This window comes from Actinoplanes sp. 13, from assembly GCF_056134165.1.
Genome location: NZ_JBVYOQ010000025.1, coordinates 37,747 through 56,030, shown reverse-complemented (window position 1 = coordinate 56,030; position 18,284 = coordinate 37,747). Strand labels below are relative to the sequence as shown.

16 protein-coding genes are annotated in these 18,284 nt (G+C 71.2%); 10 read left to right on the top strand and 6 right to left on the bottom strand.

Features of this window, described 5'->3' with window-relative positions; translation table 11 throughout:
• Nucleotides 1-44: 44 nt before the first annotated feature.
• Nucleotides 45-446, bottom strand: coding sequence for a hypothetical protein (locus AC0NH5_RS33595; protein ID WP_474410975.1), 402 nt, complete (start codon nt 444-446; stop codon nt 45-47).
• A 12-nt stretch (nt 447-458) separates the two neighbouring features.
• A complete protein-coding gene (locus AC0NH5_RS33590) occupies nt 459-1,514 on the bottom strand; it encodes a trypsin-like serine peptidase (protein ID WP_474410974.1) in 1,056 nt (351 codons plus the stop codon).
• A 253-nt stretch (nt 1,515-1,767) separates the two neighbouring features.
• On the opposite strand from AC0NH5_RS33590, the gene AC0NH5_RS33585 reads away from it, so the two are divergent.
• The gene (locus AC0NH5_RS33585; RefSeq protein ID WP_474410973.1) at nt 1,768-3,336 is read left to right on the top strand and encodes a carboxylesterase/lipase family protein; all 1,569 of its coding nucleotides are present in this window, start codon (nt 1,768-1,770) and stop codon (nt 3,334-3,336) included.
• 21 nt (nt 3,337-3,357) lie between these two features.
• Here AC0NH5_RS33585 and AC0NH5_RS33580 read toward each other — a convergent pair whose 3' ends face one another.
• Together AC0NH5_RS33580 and AC0NH5_RS33575 are read right to left on the bottom strand one after the other, a co-directional pair.
• Nucleotides 3,358-4,161, bottom strand: a complete 804-nt coding sequence (locus tag AC0NH5_RS33580; RefSeq protein WP_474410972.1) for an SAM-dependent methyltransferase — start codon at nt 4,159-4,161, stop codon at nt 3,358-3,360.
• Nucleotides 4,162-4,232: 71 nt separating this feature from the next.
• The gene (locus AC0NH5_RS33575; protein WP_474410971.1) at nt 4,233-4,475 is read right to left on the bottom strand and encodes a hypothetical protein; all 243 of its coding nucleotides are present in this window, start codon (nt 4,473-4,475) and stop codon (nt 4,233-4,235) included.
• Between AC0NH5_RS33575 and AC0NH5_RS33570 the strand changes: the two genes are divergently transcribed.
• The 6 genes from AC0NH5_RS33570 (at nt 4,468) to AC0NH5_RS33545 (ending at nt 13,919) form a co-directional block, all read left to right on the top strand.
• Nucleotides 4,468-4,707: a TetR family transcriptional regulator C-terminal domain-containing protein gene (locus AC0NH5_RS33570; protein ID WP_474410970.1), complete on the top strand. Its 240-nt coding sequence runs from the start codon at nt 4,468-4,470 to the stop codon at nt 4,705-4,707. The genes AC0NH5_RS33575 and AC0NH5_RS33570 overlap by 8 nt on opposite strands.
• Nucleotides 4,708-4,738: 31 nt before the next feature.
• The gene (locus AC0NH5_RS33565) at nt 4,739-5,884 is read left to right on the top strand and encodes an alkane 1-monooxygenase (RefSeq protein WP_474410969.1); all 1,146 of its coding nucleotides are present in this window, start codon (nt 4,739-4,741) and stop codon (nt 5,882-5,884) included.
• A 394-nt stretch (nt 5,885-6,278) separates the two neighbouring features.
• Entirely contained in the window at nt 6,279-7,067 is a 789-nt protein-coding gene (locus AC0NH5_RS33560) for an ABC transporter ATP-binding protein (RefSeq protein ID WP_474410968.1), read from the top strand.
• A complete protein-coding gene (locus tag AC0NH5_RS33555) occupies nt 7,067-9,646 on the top strand; it encodes an ABC transporter permease (protein ID WP_474410967.1) in 2,580 nt (859 codons plus the stop codon). The genes AC0NH5_RS33560 and AC0NH5_RS33555 overlap by 1 nt, the downstream gene beginning before the upstream one ends.
• 134 nt (nt 9,647-9,780) lie before the next feature.
• On the top strand, nt 9,781-10,800 hold the full coding sequence (locus AC0NH5_RS33550) for an aldo/keto reductase (RefSeq protein ID WP_474410966.1): 1,020 nt from the start codon (nt 9,781-9,783) through the stop codon (nt 10,798-10,800).
• A gap of 203 nt (nt 10,801-11,003) precedes the next feature.
• On the top strand, nt 11,004-13,919 hold the full coding sequence (locus tag AC0NH5_RS33545) for a helix-turn-helix transcriptional regulator (protein ID WP_474410965.1): 2,916 nt from the start codon (nt 11,004-11,006) through the stop codon (nt 13,917-13,919).
• A 9-nt stretch (nt 13,920-13,928) separates the two neighbouring features.
• On the opposite strand, the gene AC0NH5_RS33540 is transcribed toward AC0NH5_RS33545, so the two are convergent.
• Nucleotides 13,929-14,201, bottom strand: coding sequence for a DUF4242 domain-containing protein (locus AC0NH5_RS33540; RefSeq protein WP_474410964.1), 273 nt, complete (start codon nt 14,199-14,201; stop codon nt 13,929-13,931).
• Nucleotides 14,202-14,382: 181 nt separating this feature from the next.
• On the opposite strand from AC0NH5_RS33540, the gene AC0NH5_RS33535 reads away from it, so the two are divergent.
• Together AC0NH5_RS33535 and AC0NH5_RS33530 are read left to right on the top strand one after the other, a co-directional pair.
• Entirely contained in the window at nt 14,383-14,775 is a 393-nt protein-coding gene (locus AC0NH5_RS33535) for a hypothetical protein (RefSeq protein WP_474410963.1), read from the top strand.
• Nucleotides 14,776-14,818: 43 nt separating this feature from the next.
• Complete coding sequence (locus AC0NH5_RS33530) at nt 14,819-15,865, top strand: CARDB domain-containing protein (RefSeq protein WP_474410962.1); 1,047 nt, start codon at nt 14,819-14,821, stop codon at nt 15,863-15,865.
• A gap of 175 nt (nt 15,866-16,040) precedes the next feature.
• On the opposite strand, the gene AC0NH5_RS33525 is transcribed toward AC0NH5_RS33530, so the two are convergent.
• Nucleotides 16,041-17,459 (bottom strand): DedA family protein, encoded by a 1,419-nt coding sequence (locus AC0NH5_RS33525; RefSeq protein ID WP_474410961.1) that lies wholly within the window; start codon nt 17,457-17,459, stop codon nt 16,041-16,043.
• 53 nt (nt 17,460-17,512) lie between these two features.
• Here AC0NH5_RS33525 and AC0NH5_RS33520 point away from each other — a divergent pair, with 53 nt between their 5' ends.
• Nucleotides 17,513-18,271 (top strand): hypothetical protein, encoded by a 759-nt coding sequence (locus AC0NH5_RS33520; RefSeq protein ID WP_474410960.1) that lies wholly within the window; start codon nt 17,513-17,515, stop codon nt 18,269-18,271.
• The last annotated feature ends 13 nt before the right edge of the window (nt 18,272-18,284 follow it).

Here is an 18,284-nt window from a genome sequence, read left to right as displayed (position 1 = left end):
AATCCGAACCCGCCGGTGAGCGCGACCCGCTCACCGGCGGGCGGTCAGCTGATCGGGCGCGGCGGGTCCTGGAACGCGTCGACCGGGACCGCCGCGCCCACCGGCTCCGTCAGGTCGACCGTCCAATCCCGGACGACGGCCGTGTTCGGCACCGCCTCGCCGGCCGCCGGCGCGCGTTCCCGCACCCAGACCCGCAGTTGCAGCTGCCCGGCGTCGCGGGTCACGTCCACCCTGTCGATCGGCCGGGTGGCGTCGGCCAGCGCCGACACGGCGACCCGCAGGTGCAGCTGCCGGTCGGCCGGTTCCGCCGGCCGGGCCAGCGTCACCCGCATGGCCGGCACGACCCGGACCTGCGGCGGCGTGTCCGCCGACGGGCCGCCGCACGCGGCCAGGGCCACCGCGGTCAGCGCGCTGACCGCGGTGGCGATGCGCACCAGGAGCCGCACTCGTCCTCCGCCTCAGGAGAGGTTTCGTACCGCCTCGTACAGATTATGGACCCCGTCACCGAAGTACGGCCCATAGATCTTGGTGAGGTCGTTCCCCACGTGGTAGCTGTTGACGCTCACCGTGTAGCCCGAGTTTTGATTGAAGTCGGCCAGCCACGCCCCGCCGCTGGCGCCACCCTGCATCGTGCAGGCCAGCTTCAGGTCACTGTTGAAGATCGAACGGCGAGACGTCGCGCCGTCGCAGGTGATCAGGTCCTCGCCGTCGTACGGTGCGTTCAGCGGGAACCCGAAGTGCCACACCGACGGCGTGCCCGGCCCGTTGATCCGGATCCCCTGGCTGCCGGTCACGTCAGCGAGCCGCTGACCCCCGTTGGTGAACATCACGGCGGCGCCGACGTCGTAGCTGTTGTTGCCGTCGTTGATCCAGCCGTTCAGCGCCCACAGCTGCCGCGCCTGCCAGGTGCCGAGCGGCCGGTCGTCGTAGTAGTAGTCCGGGATGAACGTCCAGTTCCGGTCGTGCCAGGCGCCGCCGTTCCCGTCGTGCACACAGTGCCCGGCGGTGAACACCGTGTTGCGGGCCTCGGTCGAGACCACCACGCCGGAACAGTGCCACTCGGCGCCGGCGGCGTCGGTGTAGAGCACCTTGCCGTTGGTCAGCGACACCCAGTCGTGCCGCCGCGGCCAGGAGGTGCCGGTGGCCCCGGCGAGCGTCCGCATCTTCGTGTCGACGCGGGCCGGAGCCGGTTGCCGGGCGCCGACGTCGGTGCGGCCCAGCATCGACGTCTGCGCCGCCTGCCGGACGGCGGCCGGGTCGACGCCCCGGTCGGCGGACTTGGCCCGGGCGATCCGCTCCGGGCTCCAGTACTTGGCCAGCGCGGTCTGCGGGTCCGGCGACAGTGCCGCCGCCTCCGCGCTGAGCCGGACCGTCGTGGAGACGGCCTGGGCGGCCTTCGGCACCGCCGGCGCGGCCTGCGCGGCCGGCGCCGTGACCGCGAGAGCCGCGACCGTGGCACCGGCGGCACAGACCGCGGCGACGGTCCGTCTGGTGGCGTACGAGATGGTGGGCACTGAGCCTCCCCGTGTTCGGCACGTGCGCGCGGCGCTCGCCGCGCCCCCTCAACCTATGGGTATTCATCGATGACAAACGATCGTGTCGGCACCTCGACAGCGTGACGTCTGTCCACAGTGATCGGTGAGCGGGAGGCCCGTACGCCGGCGGACGTAGCGGTGGCTACGGCATACGGGCGACGCGCCCGGGCGGCGGATCGGCGACGGTGAGGACGCCACCCGAAGACTCTCGCTCAGCAAAGGACGCCACACCATGAGAATCTGGATCAGCGGCCTGCTGACCGCCGTCCTCGCCGCCACGCCCGCCACGGCGTCGGCCGCAGCACCCGCTGCCGCGTCGGCCGGCGGTGACGTCCACGCCGTCGTGCGGACCACTGCCGGCGCCGTGCGCGGCCTCGTCACGGCGGACCACCGCATCTTCCACGGCGTGCCGTACGCCGCCGCGCCGGTCGGTGCGCTGCGGCTACGGGCGCCGCGGCCGCATCCGCCGTGGCCCGGCGTCCGGGACGCGGTGCGGCCGGCGTCGATCTGCCCGCAGACGTACGCCTACCCGCCGGGCGCGCCGCCGCGGTACGACGGCTCCGAGGATTGCCTGTACCTCAACGTGCACGTTCCGCGGGGCGCCGCCCGCCCGCTGCCGGTCATGGTCTTCCTGCACGGAGGCAACTCGGGCGCGGGCAGCCACTACGACCCCCGGCCGGTCACCCGGGCCGGAGAGGTGATCGTCGTGACGGTCAACTACCGGCTGGGCGCCCTCGGCTTCCTGCTGCACCACGCCCTCACCGACCCGTACGCCGGCAATTTCGCCCTCGCCGACCAACAGGCCGCGCTGCGCTGGGTGCGCGCCAACATCGCGGCCTTCGGCGGCGATGCGGCCGACGTGACTCTGTGGGGCGAGTCGTTCGGCGGGTTCGGCGTGTGCGCCGACCTCGCCTCACCGCCGGCGCGCGGGCTGTTCGACAAGGCAGTCGTGCAGAGCGCCTCCTGCGGCAACGACGTGGTCACCCGTGCGGAGGCCGCCCGGCGTGGCGACCGCGCGGTGGCGGCGCTCGGCTGCGACCGGGCGCCGGACGTCGCCGCCCGCCTGCGCGCGCTGCCGGCGGAGCGGATCGCCGCCCTGCCCAACACCATTACCCACCAGCGGGACATCGCCGCCGCGCTGCCGTGGTTCTACACCGCCGGCACGCCGGTGTTGCCGCGGCAGCCGCTGCATGCCGCCGGGACCGGCGTGGCGCACCCGGTGCCGCTGATGCACGGGGGCACCCGCCACGAGATGCGCGGGGTCCTCGCCCGGCTGCTGAACCTCGAAGAGACCAGGCTGACCGCCGGCCGGTACCGGAGGATCGTCCACGAGCTGTTCGGCCGGGACGCCGCCGCGGTGCTGAACCGCTATCCGGCCGCGCGGTACGCGACGCCGAGTCTCGCTCTGGCGACGGTGCAGACCGACGAGGGCCGGACGGTGGGCACCTGCAGCCAATGGCCGTTCAACATCGTCCACCGGGCACCGGTGTACGCCTACGAGTTCGCCGAGGACTCCGGCGGCACCCTGGGCGACCTGCCGCTGGGCGCCTCCCACGGCGACGACGTCCGGTACTTCTTCGACTCGTACCTGTCCGGCGTGCCGGCGGCGAAGCTCCACCCGGGGCTCGCGGCCGAGTTGATCGCTCGATGGACGGCGTTCGCGCACACCGGGCGGCCCGGTCCCGGCTGGGCGCCGGACCGCCCGGGAATCGCGCTGTCACTGTCCAGCGACCAGGTCCGGCCGGTGAACGTGTACCGGGACCATCAGTGCCGGTTCTGGGCCGGGCTGGACTCTCGGTGACGGTGCCGGCCCGTACCTGCCTCAGGCTTTGCGGGCGACACCGCCGTAGTGCGGGACCGGTGGGGCGTCCTCGTCACCGGTGCCGGGCCGCCAGCGCGAGCAGCTGACGACGCCGGGCTCGACAAGGTCGAGACCACCGAACAGGCGCCGGACCTGCTCGGCGCTGCGCAGCACCATCTTTGCCGCCGGACCCTCGTTCCACAGCCGCAGCGCCTCGGCCATGGTCTCCCCGTTGATCTCCGTGGTGGGATGCGACATGGCCACGTAGCTGCCCGGGGGAAGCGCGTCGACGAGCCGGGCGACCAGATCGGCGGCCACGTCATCGTCGGGAACGAAGTTCAGGATGCCCAGCAGGGTCAGGGCGATCGGCTGGTCGAAGTCGAGGGTGCGGCGGGCGCCCTCGATGATCGCTTCCGGCTGGCGCAGGTCGGCGTCGAGGTAGTCGGTCCGGCCGTCCGGGTGGCTGGTCAACAGGGCCCGGGCGTGGACGAGCACCAGGGGGTCGTTGTCCACGTAGACCACCCGGCTGCTCGGGGCGATCGCCTGTGCGACCTCGTGAGTGTTGTTCGCGGTCGGGATGCCGGTGCCGACGTCGAGGAACTGCCGGATGCCCACTTCACCGGCCAGGTATCCAATCACCCGGCCCAGGTAGGCGCGGTCGGCGCGGGCCGACTCCACCATCTCGGGAACCATCTCGAGGATCTGATCGGCGACCGCCCGATCGACGGCGAAGTTGTCCTTGCCGCCCAGCCAGTAGTTCCACAGACGCGCGGAGTGCGGCACCCCGCTGTCCAGCTTCGAGATGGTGCTGTCCGACTCGGACATCGGTGCCCTCCGATCCGATACGCGAGGTGCGCGGCCAGAGACTAACCGGTTCGATCGACGCACGTCACCCATCACTCCACTGACTTCGCTACGCCGTCGTTGCGTAGGTTGCGTACGGCGACGGCATCCGCACCGGCGACCGGATCGTCCTGCCCGCCGGTCGCGGCCGGGCCGCCTTCGTCGACACCCGTGACGTCGGCGACGTGGCGGCCACCGTCTTCGCCGCGCCCACGGCGCACCGCCTCCGGGTGTATCCGCTCACCGGCCCGGAGGCACTCGACTTCGACGCGATCGCCGAGCGATCGGGTGGCCAAGACCACGATCTACCGGCGGTGGGCCAGTCAGCCGGCGTTGGTGCTGGACGCGTTCGGCGGCATTCTGCACGTGCCGCCGGACCCGGACGTCGGGACGCTGCGGGAAGACCTGGTGGACCTGCTCGCCGGCCCCGTCCTCCATCGGCGGGCAGTGTCTGCCGGTGCGGTCGGCACCACCTTCGCCGAGCGTGTCGTCGATCGTGTTCTTGCAGCATATCGACAGGCTTATTGACACGAGGCCATTGCATGTAAAGCATGGGGTCATGGACGTCGCCGTATCCGGTTGGCGCGACACCAAGCGCCCGCTGTGGCCCCTGGCCCTCGTGGTCCCCGCCCTCCCGTTCCTCGCCCTGCTCATCAGCTCCGCGACCGGCTCGGAGTGGGCGTGGTGGCTGACGCCGGTCGTCATCCTCGGCGTCATCCCGATCATCGACCTCGCCGTCGGCGACGACCGGGCGAATCCCCCGGAGGAGGCGGTCCCCGCCCTGCAGGCCTCGCCCTACTACCGGTGGATCACCTACCTGTTCCTGCCCGCCCAGTACGCCGCCCTCACGGTCGCCTGCGCGGCGTGGGCACGCGGCCCCGGCATTGTCGGCTCCGTCGGGCTGGTGCTCACCGCCGGGCTGGTCAACGGCATCGCCATCAACACCGCGCACGAGCTCGGCCACAAGCGGGAGAGCGTGGAGCGCTGGCTGTCCAAGGTCGCGCTGGCGCCGACCGGGTACGGCCACTTCTTCGTCGAGCACAACCGGGGGCACCACGTCCGGGTCGCCACCCCGGAGGACCCGGCCAGTTCCCGGCTCGGCGAGTCGTACTGGCGCTTCTGGCCACGGACCGTGCTGGGCAGCCTGCGCTCGGCCTGGCGCCTGGAGACGTCGCGGCATCGCCTGCGGCGGCGCAGCCCATGGACGGTGCGCAACGACATCCTCAATGCCTGGGGGATGACCGTGCTGCTGTTCGCCGGCCTGACCGCGGCCTTCGGCGTGCGGGTGCTGCCCTACCTCATTGCGCAGGCGGTGGTCGGCTTCTCCGTGCTGGAGGCCGTCAACTACCTGGAGCACTACGGATTGCTGCGCCGGCGCAACGCCGCCGGGCGCTACGAGAAGGTCGATCCCCGGCACAGCTGGAACAGCGACCGGCTCACCACCAACGTCTTCCTCTTCCAGCTCCAGCGGCACAGCGACCACCACGCGAACCCGCTGCGCCGTTATCAGACGCTGCGGAGCTTCGACGTCTCCCCGCAGTTGCCGGCCGGGTACGCCACCATGCTGCTGATCGCGTTGATCCCCCCGCTGTGGCGCCGCATCATGGACCGGCGCCTGCTCGCCCACTACGGCGGGGACGCCGGCCTCGCCAATACGGCGGTGGGCTACCAGCCACCTCCTGCGGACAGCGGGCCTCCCCGCTGAGAATCCGCGTGCACCGTCCGGTCCGCCAACCGGATGGGCCCGGCCGGTCGCGTGACCCCCGCGCGGCCGGCCGGGTGCGGAGCTGAGCGGCCCTACCGCGACCACGGGCAAGCTGATCAGGATCGGCGAGGCACGGCGGTGACGACGTGGACTGTCAACGAGGCGACGATCAATACGCCTACCCGGCAGCTGGTGACTAGGGTTGGCTGAGCCACGGGCCGCCGGCGGTGACGCCGGGCAGACAATCCCGGTCCGGTGGGTCCGCGGCCCGGGTTCCTTCTCCCGCATGCCGGGACCGGCCGTCGCGTGACGTGCGCCGAAGCTGTCGCCGCACCACCCACCGCGACCACCGGTGGTGGTCGCCGCCCATCAGCGTGTGCCGAAGGAGGTCCGAGTGGATGCGACGGAGGTCGCCGCCCGTGCGATCGATCTGTACAAGACGTACGGCAGCGGAGAAGCGCAGGTCATCGCCTTGCGCGGGGTGAACGTGGCATTGGAGCGCAGCCGGTTCACCGCCATCATGGGGCCTTCCGGGTCCGGCAAGTCGACGCTCATGCACTGTTTGGCCGGGCTGGACTCGGTCAGCCGCGGCCAGGTCTACATCGGCGAGACCCGGGTCACCGGCCTCGGCGACGCGGGCCTCACCCGATTGCGCCGCGACAAGGTCGGCTTCGTCTTCCAGCAGTTCAACCTGCTGCCCACCCTCACCGCCGCCGAGAACATCCTGCTGCCCCTGTCCATCGCCGGTCGTAAACCGGACCAGCAGTGGTACGACACCGTCATCGACACCGTCGACCTGCGTGACCGCCTCGGCCACCGTCCCGCCCAGCTCTCCGGTGGGCAACAACAACGCGTGGCCTGCGCCCGTGCCCTGGTCTCCCGGCCCGAGGTCGTGTTCGCTGACGAACCCACCGGCAACCTCGACAGTCGCTCCGGCGCCGATATCCTGTCCTTCCTGCGCAGGTCGGTACGCGATCACGGTCAGACCATCGTCATGGTCACCCACGATCCGAACGCCGCGAGCTACGCTGACCGCGTCATCTTTCTGACCGACGGCCAGATCGTCGACGAGATGCGCGACCCCACTGCCGAGGCGGTGCTCGACAGGCTCAAGGGCCTGGACACTCCCGCTGCCGCGGCGGTGACCTCCGGCGCGGTTCCGCCCGTTCCAGGTGAGCGCTGATGCTGCGCGCCAGCCTTCGCGGGCTGTTCTCCCGCAAACTGCGGCTTTCCCTGGCGTTGGTGGCAATCCTGCTGGGAACAGGCTTTCTGTCCGGGGCGTTCGTGCTCACCGACTCTCTGGGCGCGCGCTTCGAGAAGCTCTTCACCTCCATCAACGAGAACGTGGCCGTCCAGATCAGCGCGACCGAGGAGTCCACTGAGGACGGCGATCCGCCGCTACTGACTCAGGAGCAGCTCGACCGGCTACGGGTCCCCGGCGCGGCGACGGTCCAGGGCGACGTGAGCGCTCTGGGCGTGGTCCCGTTCGACGTGCGCGACGGCGACCCGGTCACGACCTCCGGGGCACCGCAGATCGGCGGCGGGGTCACCGGCGACGATCCGTTCGCGCTGGTCGGCATAACCGAGGGACGGTGGCCGGCGCAGGCCGGAGAGACGGCGATCAGCCGCTTCACCGCCGAGCAGACGCATGCCACCGTCGGTGACCGGCTCAAGGTCTACCTGCCGCGGGTCAACGAGGCCCGGGAGTTCTCGGTGGTTGGCGTCGTCACGTACAGCGGCGACCGAGACTCGCTGGCAGGCGAGACGCTCGTGCTGTTTCCGGAGGCACAGGCCCAGCAGATCTTCTACGGCCGGACCGCGGTGTACTCCGGGGCGTTCCTGGCCGCCGAGCAGGGCGTCTCTTCCGAGCAGTTGCGCGACCGGGTGGTCCCGCTGCTGCCCGCGGAGTTCGAAGCCATGACGGGGGAGCAGGCCAACGAGGAGCAGGCGAACGCGGTCAACGAGGGCCTGTCGCAGCTCAGCCGGTACTTCTTCGGCCCGTTCGCGGTCGTCGCGGTGCTCGTCGGCATCTTCCTGATCTTCAACACGTTCAACATCGTGGTCGCCCAGCGGGCCCGGGAGCTGGCCTTGATGCGCGCGATGGGGGCGAGCTGGGCGCAGGTGGCCGGCTCGGTGCTGGTGGAGGCCGTGCTGGTGGGCCTGGTCGGCGCCACCCTGGGCCTGCTGGCCGGCATCGGTCTCGGGTACGCGGGCAGCGCGCTGCTGACCGGCCTGCTCGGTGTCGACCTGCCGGGCGGCGGCGTGAGCGTCGGCGCGACCCCGATCGTGCTGGCGTACCTGGTCGGTGTTCTCGTCACGGTCTTCTCGGCGCTGGTGCCGGCGGTGAAGGCGTCGAGAGTGCCGCCGCTGGCGGCGATGCGCGAGGTCGCCCGGCCGGACAAGCCGCTGCGGACGCTCTCGATCGTGGGCGCCGCACTGGCGATGCCGGGGGCTGCGCTGGTGGGCTTCGGCCTGACCGGTGCGGGCGACCTGACGCTGCCCGCGCTGCTGCTCGGTGTCGGGCTGGTCTTCCTCGGCGTGGCGCTGCTGTCGCCGCTGCTCACCCGGCCGCTGGCCGGTCTCATCGGCCGGGCTGTCGGCTGGGGAGTCAGCGGCAAGCTGGGCGTCCGCAACGCGTTGCGCAATCCGCGGCGTACGGCGGTCACCGCGGCGGCCCTGATGATCGGCGTCACGCTGGTAAGCGCGGCCAGCGTGGTCGGCGCCTCGTTCAAGGCCACCATCGACCAGGAGGTCAACTCGTCCATCGGGGCGGACGTCATCGTGCAGACCAACCAGGCGCAGGGCCCGCCGACCGGCGAGACCGGTTTCTCGGCGGCGGCGATGCAGCAGGTCCGCGAGCTGCCCGAGGTGGAGCGGGCGCTGTCGTTGTTCGTCACCATCGACGCCGAGATCGAGGGGCAGACCAACCAGTCGCTGGGACTCGCGGCCGTCGACCAGGACTTCACGGTGGCAGCCGACATGTTCGGGATGTCGCCGGTCGCCGGCGATCTCGGCGTATTCGGCGAGGGCGAGTTCGTGACCGACGAGAACACCGCCGGCGCACGCGGCTGGCAGGTCGGCGACCAGGTGCCGATCACGCTGAGCAAGGGCGGCGAGCGGCAGTACCGGCTGGTCGGCACCTTCGAGAGCACGCCGATCCTGACCGGCACGCTGTTCCTGCCGCAGTCGTCGGTGGGCGCCTTCGCCGGGCCCCTGGCCAACCAGGGCTACGTCGACCTCGCCGAGAGCGCCGACGCCGCGGCCGTCACCGGGCTGATCGAGCAGATCATGTCGGACTTCCCGCTCGTCACCGTCGGCGACCGGTCCAGCCTCGTGGAACAGTTCAACTCGTTCGTCGACATCGCGCTGACGATCGTCATCGTATTGCTCGGTCTGGCGATCCTCATCGCCCTGCTGGGCATCCTGAACACGCTGCTGCTGAGCATCTACGAGCGGACACGCGAGCTCGGCATGCTGCGGGCGGTCGGGCTCAGCCGCTTCGGCGTCGTGCGCATGGTCGGCACCGAGTCGGTCGTGATGGCCGTTTTCGGCTGCCTGCTGGGGATCGTGGTCGGGCTGGGACTCGGGACCGCTCTGTCCGCGGCCTTGATCGACATCGACTTTCTCAGCACGATCTCCGTGCCATGGGTCAGCCTGGCGGTGTTCGTCCTGCTCGCCGCATTCGCCGGGGTGGCCGCCGCGCTGTGGCCGGCCTGGCGGGCGGCCCGGCTCAACGTGCTGGAGGCCATCGCGTACGAGTGATCCACGTTTCGTCCGCGCCGGCCCGCTGGTGCTTCCTCCCACAGCCGCACCGGTGTCGAACGCCGCCTCGTCCGGCCTGGCTTAACCGGCGTCGGTAAGGGGATAACGGGTTATCCCTGCGTAAGGAGCAACTGATGGAATACCGCACTCTCGGTGGCACCGGCACGATCGTGTCGACCCTCTGTCTGGGCACGATGACGTTCGGCAACGAAAGCAGCGAGGAGGTGTCATACGCCCAGCTCGACCGCTTCGTCGAGGCCGGCGGCAACTTCATCGACACCGCCGACGTGTACTCGCGCGGCGGGTCCGAGGAGGTCATCGGCCGCTGGCTCGCTGCCCGGCCCGGCGCACGCGACCGGCTCGTCATCGCCACCAAGGGCCGCTTCCCCATGGGCGACGACCCGAACTCGGCCGGACTGACCCGCGTGCACCTGTCCCGCGCGCTCGACGCGAGCCTGCGCCGCCTCGGCGTCGAGACCATCGACCTCTACCAGGCGCATGCCTGGGACCCGCTGACCCCGATCGAGGAGACGCTGGCGTTCTTCGACGACGCCGTGCGCGCCGGCAAGATCAGGTACGTGGGGGTCAGCAACTTCCTCGGCTGGCAGCTGCAGAAGGCGGCGATGATCACTCAGTTCCGCGGGCTGGCCCCGATCGTCACCCTGCAGCCGCAGTACAACCTGCTGGTACGGGAGATCGAGTTCGAGCTCGCCGACGTGTGCCGCAACGAGAACATCGGCATCCTGCCCTGGTCGCCGCTGGGCGGCGGCTGGCTCACCGGCAAGTACCGGCGCGACAGCACGCCCACCGGCGCCACCCGCCTCGGCGAGGACCCGGGCCGCGGCATGGAGGCGTACGGCCCGCGCAACTCCGACACCCGCACCTGGCACATCCTCGACGCGGTCCGGCAGGTGGCCGAGGCGCGCGGCGTGTCGATGTCGCAGGTGTCGCTCTCCTGGCTCGCCGACCGGCCGGCCGTCACCTCGGTGATCCTCGGTGCTCGCACCGTCGAGCAGCTCGACGACAACCTCGGCGCCGCGGGCCTGCACCTGTCGGAGAAGGAGACCGAGCTTCTCACCGAGGCCAGCATCCCCGTGGTCGGCGAATACCCGTACGGCCGGCAGGGCATCGCCCAGCGCGACCGCAAGATCTGAGCGGCCCGAACGGGAACGCCGCTAGGGGCGACCCGGCCGGCATCACCGGCCTGGTAGCAACGTGAACCACTACGTCAGCAGCGGTGGTTCACGACGGGCAGGTCCGGTGGTGTGCTCGCGTGGTGCGGTGAATCGGTACGAGAGCCTTGCTAACCGGCGCGGACGTGACGGAGCCTGAGAGCAGGGGGCCTATGGTGCGGATCGTGGACTGGAGCCGGCCGGCTTTTGCGTCGCGCTGGACCGGACACCCCGCCTTCGTGGGCCGGGTCCGGGAGCTGACGGTCATCCGGGAGTCCTGGTCGGCGGCGGCCGGCGGCGCCCGGCAGGCGATCCTCGTGGCGGGGGAGCCCGGCGCCGGGAAGTCGCGGCTGGTCGCGCAGGCGGCCGCGGCCGGGTACGTGGACGGTGCGGCGGTCCTGCTCGGCGCGTGCTCGCCGGACTTGAGCCTGCCGTATCAACCGTTCGTGAGGCCGATCGAGACTCTGTTGCCGGCGGTTTCCGACGAGGTGCCCGAGACCGGCGCGGATCCCGGGTCCGTACCGCCCAGTCACCGCAACCGGCTCATGGTCCTGGCCGGCCGGGTACCTGATCACCAGGTCGAACCCCCGCACCCGGAACGGCGCCGCGAACTGTACGACGCGGCCGTGGACGTGTTCGCCGCAGTCGCCGACCGGCAACCCGTGGTTCTCGTGTTGGAGGACATGCACTGGGCCGGTGAGGCCGCCGTGCAACTGCTGACCTACCTGGTGGAGCAGCTACCGGACGCGCGGATGCTGATCATCCTCACGTGGCGGAACACGTCGCCGGACCGTTCCGATCATCTGTCTCGTAAGCTGGCGCAGTTACGCCGTCTCGACGGCGTACATCAGCTCGAGCTGGGCGGGCTGGAGATCGCCGACATCACCGAGTACCTGCTGGCCGATACGGGAATCACGCCCGGAGAAGCTTCGACACTCGCCGTCGAGCTGCGAACACGTACCGGAGGAAACCCGTTCTTCCTCCGGGAGCTGTGGCGTGAGCTGGCGGCCCGAGGCGGAGCGGCTGCGCTGACCTCCGGGGACACGCCCGTCCCGCAATCGGTGCGCGACGCGTTCCAAGCCCGGCTCGACGCGTTCCCCGAAGCGCAGCGGCGCGTGATCGAGTTCGCCGCGGTCGCCGGCGACGTCATCGATGTCGACACGGTGAGCCGGGCCGCCGGCGCCACGGTCGAGCTGACCCTCGACACTCTGGACCGCGCCGCCGCGGGCTCGTTGACCGAACGGCGCCGGCCCGCCTCGTACCGTTTCGTGCACGCTCTGGCGCGGCAGAGCATCCTGGAGCTGACCACCCCCTCCCGCCTGACTTACGCCCACGCCCGGGTCGCCGCGGTGGTGGAGGGCCGGCAACCGCTCACTGACGGGCAGATCCAGCAGCTGGCCCATCACTACGCCCGCGCGTACGCTCTCGGCTTCCGTGACCAGGCGGTGCACTACCTGACCGAGGCCGCCGCAATCGCCGACCGTGGCCTCGCGCATGCCGATGCCGCGGCGCTTCTGGAGCAGGCGGCCGAGCTGACGGAGAAGCCACCACAGCGCGACGAACTGCTGCTGGAGGCGGCCCGCCGGTATGTCCTCGCCGCGGAGTTCACCCGTGCGCTCGCCCTCTACGAGCAGGTGGCCGCCCGCAGCGACGGCGCCCTCCTCCTGCGCGCCGCGATCGGCCTGGAAGAGGCCAGCTGGTGGATCGGGCGGCACGGGCAGCGAGCCGCCGATCTGCTGACGCAGGCGCTGGCCGGGGCGCCGCATGACGCGGCGTACCCGCGGGCTCTCGGCAGCCTCGGCCGGGCGCTGGCGTTCAGCGGCGCGATCAAGCAGGCCGAGCAGGTCTCGGCGCGGGCCGTGCAGCTGGCCCGGCAGCAGGACAACGACGAGTTGCTGGCGCACGTGCTGCTTTGCAGTCCCGAAATCGTCGCGCTCACCCTCGTCTCACCGTTGGTGTCCGCCGACTCGGAGCTGCGGCGGATGAGGTCGCTCTGGGCGCTGGCGGTGCGGGCCGGCAACGTGTCCTATCTGGCTCCGGGCGCCTACCACCGTGCCGTCCGGGCCTATCTTTACGGCGCGCTGGACGACGTGGAGGCCGCGCTCACGGATCTGGCCCACTATGCCCGGCTCACCGGTCAGCCGGTCCTGGAGTACCAGGCCGCCTGCATCACGTACGGCCGGCAGTTCGTCGAAGGCGCGTTCGCGGCGGCCGAGGACTCCAGCGTCCGAGCGTACGACCTGGGCCGGCGTGTGGGCAGTAGCAACACGGCGGGACCACACGGGCTGCAGATGTACATGCTGCGCCGGGAGACGGGTGGGCTCGACGAGATTCGTGATCTCGTCACCGGCGAGGAGGACCCGTCCCGGCACTGGGCGCCGGGACTGCTGGCCACCTACACCGAACTGGACCGGAAACCCGACGCGGCACGCCTGCTTCGGTGGGTCCTGGACGAGGACCTGCGGGGCTACCAGAGGTCGTCCTCCTGGCCCGGCGTGCTCGCCTTTCTCATCGAGGCCGCGGTGGCGGTCCAGGACGAGGCGGCGGCCCGGCGGTTGCGGCCGCTGATCGCCGAGTACACCGGATGCAACCTGATCTCCGGAGGGTTCGACGCCCTGTTCGGCAGCGCCGACCGCTATCTCGGCATGGTGGACTCGCTGACCGGCGCGCATGATCCTGCGGAGTCGTTCGCCGCGGCGGAGGCGATGGACACCCGGATGGCGGCTCCGGTGCACCGGGCTCATACCCTGGCCGAGCGACTGCGCCACGCCCGGCGCACAGGGCTGCGCGGGCCGCGGCTGCAGGCGCTGGCCGAGCAGGTCCGGCAGGCGGCGCGCCAGGCGGGTTCGACACGGATCCTGCGCGTGGCTGGTCCGCCGGCCGACGCCCGTGGTCGCGCGCCCGGGCCGGATGGGCTCACCCGCCGCGAGCGCGAGGTGCTCGAGTTGCTCGCGCAGGGGCTGAGCAACCGCCAGATCGCCACGAGGCTGTTCATCACTGAGAACACCGCCGCGAACCATGTGCGCAGCATCCTCCTGAAGACCGGCTCGGCCAACCGCACCCAGGCCGCCAGGTACGCGGCCGGCCACGGGCTCGTGTAGGCGCCCGGCTCAGCCGGCCGGGACCACCACACCGTACGGCTGCACCCTTCCGGTGAGTTCCTCGATCTTGTCGGCGGGAATGCCGGCGCGCGCGGCTGCCCGCCTGATGTGCTCCGCGCTCGGCGCCTCGTACAGGCAGAAGGTCTTCCGCAGATCGGCGGAGAGGAAGGAATGGAACCAGCGCACACCCTCCTCGTCGTTGATCCGGTTGACGCGGTCGGCCTCTTCGCTGTTGATCTCGAGTTTCTCGGCGTAGTTGCGTTCGACCATGAAGACGGGCATGACGGTCCTTCTCTCAGTCGGCCTGCCCTCCAGCACACCACCGGACGCCACCCGCCGGTATGACCAGATCTGACTATCCCCGCCCACCGTGGCATCACGGTCACACCTGGTCATGTGGGCGGTCCTCGTGGACTCCTAGCGTCGATGCCATAACGCCGGCCTTCGAGGACAGGAGAACACGATGGCGAGCATGGAAAAGCCGAAGCTGGAGATCACCCTGGAGTCCGACTCCGGGCAGGTCGACATCAAGGCCAGCGTCGATGTGGCGCTCACCGAGTTCGAGCAGCAACTCATCCAGCAGCTGGGGCTCCGGGTCAGGCTGCGGTGCGGGCTGTGGGGTGCCGACCCCGGCGACGACGATCTCCGGCACGTTCTTCCCGCCCAGCGGGTCCGCAACTCCCGGACCTTCACCTTCACCGATCGGATCCCGCGGAGCCGGCTCAACGAGGACGACGGTCAGCTCGGCATCAACGAGGGAGACGAGATCTACGCCCGTTTCCGGCTGCAGAGTCTGGATGGCACGGGGCTGATCAACGTGAACAAGGAGAGCCCTGAGGTGCATGGCCGGTTCTAGGTGCTGAGACGGCAGTCGCAATGAGACGACGGGAGGATCAATCATGAACGACGTTGCGACGGCCGGCACTGTCCCGGCGCCACCGACTGCCGCCCGGGACGCGGTTTTCGGCACGGCGATCTCGATCGTCGGTGCCGTGTGCGGAACGCTGATCACCGCGGTGTTCGACGGCTCACCGAATCAGAAGCTGGTCGGTGCGGTCATCGGCGCCGTGGTGGCCACGCTGTTCTCGGTGACCGGCCCCTACTTGCACCTGCGGGCCACCGTGGGCGTCGTGGTGACCGGCCTCGCGCTCCTGGTGACCTACAGCGGCGCGACGGTGACCGACCGGATCACCGGGGAGACCACCTTCCCCACGATCGAGTTGACGTCCGATCCGGTGCCACCTCCCTTCCCGAGGCCCTCGCGGAGCGCGGAGACCTGTGACGGCGCCCTGTGCATCAACGCGCCCGCCGAGGTGCGGCTCTGCACCGATGTGGGATGCAGGAGCAGCGTCACGGTGACGAACTCCGGCAGCAGACGGCTGAGTCTCACCGAGTTCGAACTGGACGGCCCGGCCGCGGCTGCCATCGGCTACGGCGACGACTGCGTGAATCGCAAGCTCGCTCCCGGCGCCAGCTGTACCTTCCCGGTCAGCTTGGTCGCGCCGCCGCACGGCACTGCCGATCTCGTGATCCACCAGAACCTCCGCGGACCGGCCACGCGGGTGACGCTGAAGCCGGATCCCGACGCCGACAAGCGGCCCAACCTGCGGATGTCGGCCAATGCCGGCTGTGCGGCCTCGCCGGGCGGGCCGGGGTGGATCGAGATCAGGACAGCGGTTCGCAACGATGGTCCCGGTGCCTTCGACGAGGCGGTGCCGGTGCGTGTGACCGAGCCGGGCGGAGCGACCCACGACTTCACGACGACCGTCGGCAAGGTTCTGCTCAACGTGCCGGCGGATAAGGCACAGCCGGGCGGCTCGCGCACCCTCACGGTGACGGTCGACCCGGACGACAACGTCAACGAGACGGACGAGAACAACAACGTTCGGCAGGTCGTGGTCACTTCGGCCGCGGAGGCGAGCGACGTGTCCTGCCGGACGGCGTAGCCGGGTCGATCGGTGGAGTGGGCCGAGCCCTTCGCCCTCCGGGGAAGAGCTCGGCCATCCTGCTGTTGCACACCGGTCCGCACTCGTGCCTGTGAGGCTTTCGGCGAAGTTCCGGCACCGCAGCCCGAGCGCGCCAGGACGTGTGTGAAGTAAGGGTGAGTATGCGGGCCGAACTTCACACACTGGAAGGGGTGGGAGCGGGCGCCGGATGTGGGCCGGGGGCGGGTGCCGGCTGCCCGGCCGGGCGGGGGTTGCGCAGGGCGCGGCCCGACCAGACCGCCGCGTTGACCGCCGCCCAAGCCGCGCCCAGGGCCACCGCCGCCACGGTCTCGCTGATCGGGCTCCATCCGAGGTAGATCCAGGCGCCACCGCAGAGCACGGTCACGACCGCGGCCCCGGTCCAGACGGTCACCTGCCAGGACCACGGCAACCTGCGGGCGACGAGCCACGCGAGCAGGCCCGCGGCGGAGGCGACCTGCGCGGTCTGCCCGGCGGACATGGTGGCGAGCGCGACCGCGGCGGCGTCCACCGGCAGGTGTCGGTCGAACTCGGCGGGGGAGGGGAAGACCAGGGTCTCCGCGGCCCGCCAGCCGGGTGCGACCGCGGCGGCGAGCACGCCGGCGAGGATCAGCGCGGGCAGGACCGGGCCGAGGGTCTCGAGCAGGCCTGCCCAGCCGGTGCTGGTCCGGAGCCAGCGGCCGACGGACACCAGCACCGCGACGGCGATCAGCACCTCGGGGACGACCGTGGTGGCGGTCTCCAGCGCGAACAGGTAGCCGTCGGACGTCCACTGGGACCGGGTCCACGCGGCGACCGCCTGGTCGGTGGCGGCCAGGCCACTGAAACGCACCACCGGCGGGATGACGGCGACGAGCAGCATGGCCAGCGTGGTGAGCAGGCCGAGGCTGAGCGCGGCGGCGATGACGGGGTGCAGGGGGCGGGGCAGCCATCGGCCGGGCAGGGCCACGGATCGTGCGATGGCGCGTACCAGATCAGGGTTTTGACCGAACCAACGGCCTGCCAGGATCAGACCGAGAATGAGCACGCAGATGGCCGCCAGCGCGCCGGCGGCACGCCCGGCGAGGGCGGCGAGGACGTCGTAGGAGGCGCCGGCCGCGTAGCTCGCGCCGACCATCCACACAGCCCAGAGAATCGCCGCCGGCGTGTGCCAGGCGGCGAAGGAACGGTGCGATACGCGTGACCGCGCTGCCAACCGGGGCATGAGGGTACGCGCACCGACCACCCATTGTCCGAGAAAGATCGCCCGACCACCGTGCCGGCCGAAGAGGCGCTCGGCGCGCTGCCCAGCGGGCCGGAACCGCCCGCCGGTGGCGTCCGGAGAGCCGGCGCGGGACAGGCGCCGCGCGGCCGACCGATAGGCGAGGTTGCCGCCCAGTACCGCCGATCCGGCCGCCACCGCGAAGGCCGGCCCGACCGGCACGATCCCGGCGTGGGCGAGCAGCCCCATCGCCACCAGGGCCGTCGCCGCCGGCAGCACCAGCCCGGCGACCAGCGCCGTCTCCGCCGTGACCAGGACGCCCACGACGGCGTAGACCAGGATCGGCGGCAGCCCGGTGAGCAGATCGTTCAGCACATTCGCAACGTAGGTCTTGGGGGATCGACGGGGATCGGTGATGCTCCCTAGGTATGCACCCGACTCTGCGCCGCCTCGACGACCTCGCCGCCCGGATCAGCGCCCTCGACGGCACGGTCGCCCTGCTCGCCCTCGGCTCGGCCGGCGCCCAGCTCGCCCGGCTGGACGATCACTCGGACCTGAACTTCCTGCTGGTCGTCGCGGCCGACGCGAAGTGGCGGCTGGTGGACCGCGCCGACTGGCCGGCCGGCCCGGAGCCGGTCGTCTACAGCTTCGCCCATGAGCGGGACGGGCGCCGGATCCTCTTCGCGGACGGCATCTTCGCCGAGTACCGCGTGCTGACCGTCGCCGAGCTGGCCCGCCTGCCGTTCTCCGGTGCCCGTGTCGTGTGGCGGCGCCCGGACGCCCCGCCCGGCCTGGCGGAGAGTCACGCGCCCCTGCCCCGGCCGCCGTACGACTCCGCGGAGTACCACCTGAACGACGCGCTGACCTCTCTCTATTCGGGGATGCGGCTGGAGTTGCGCGGGGAGCGGCTGGCCGCGTCCCGGCTGATCCAGACCCGGGCGCTGGACAACGTGATCGCCTTGGCGCGGCTCGCCAAGGACGAGGCGCCGTACCGGGATCCGTTCGATCCGGCGCGCCGGGTGGAGCGGACCTATGCGCTGCCGCTGGCCGCGATGGCGCCCGGGTACACCGGCAACGCGGCGGCCGCGCGGACGATCCTGGACTGGCTGGCCGAGCGTCATCGGTTCGACCCGGCGATCGGTGACCCCGTGCGAGAGCTCATCCGCCGTTCGGGGGATTATCGGTGACCTTCGGAGCGAG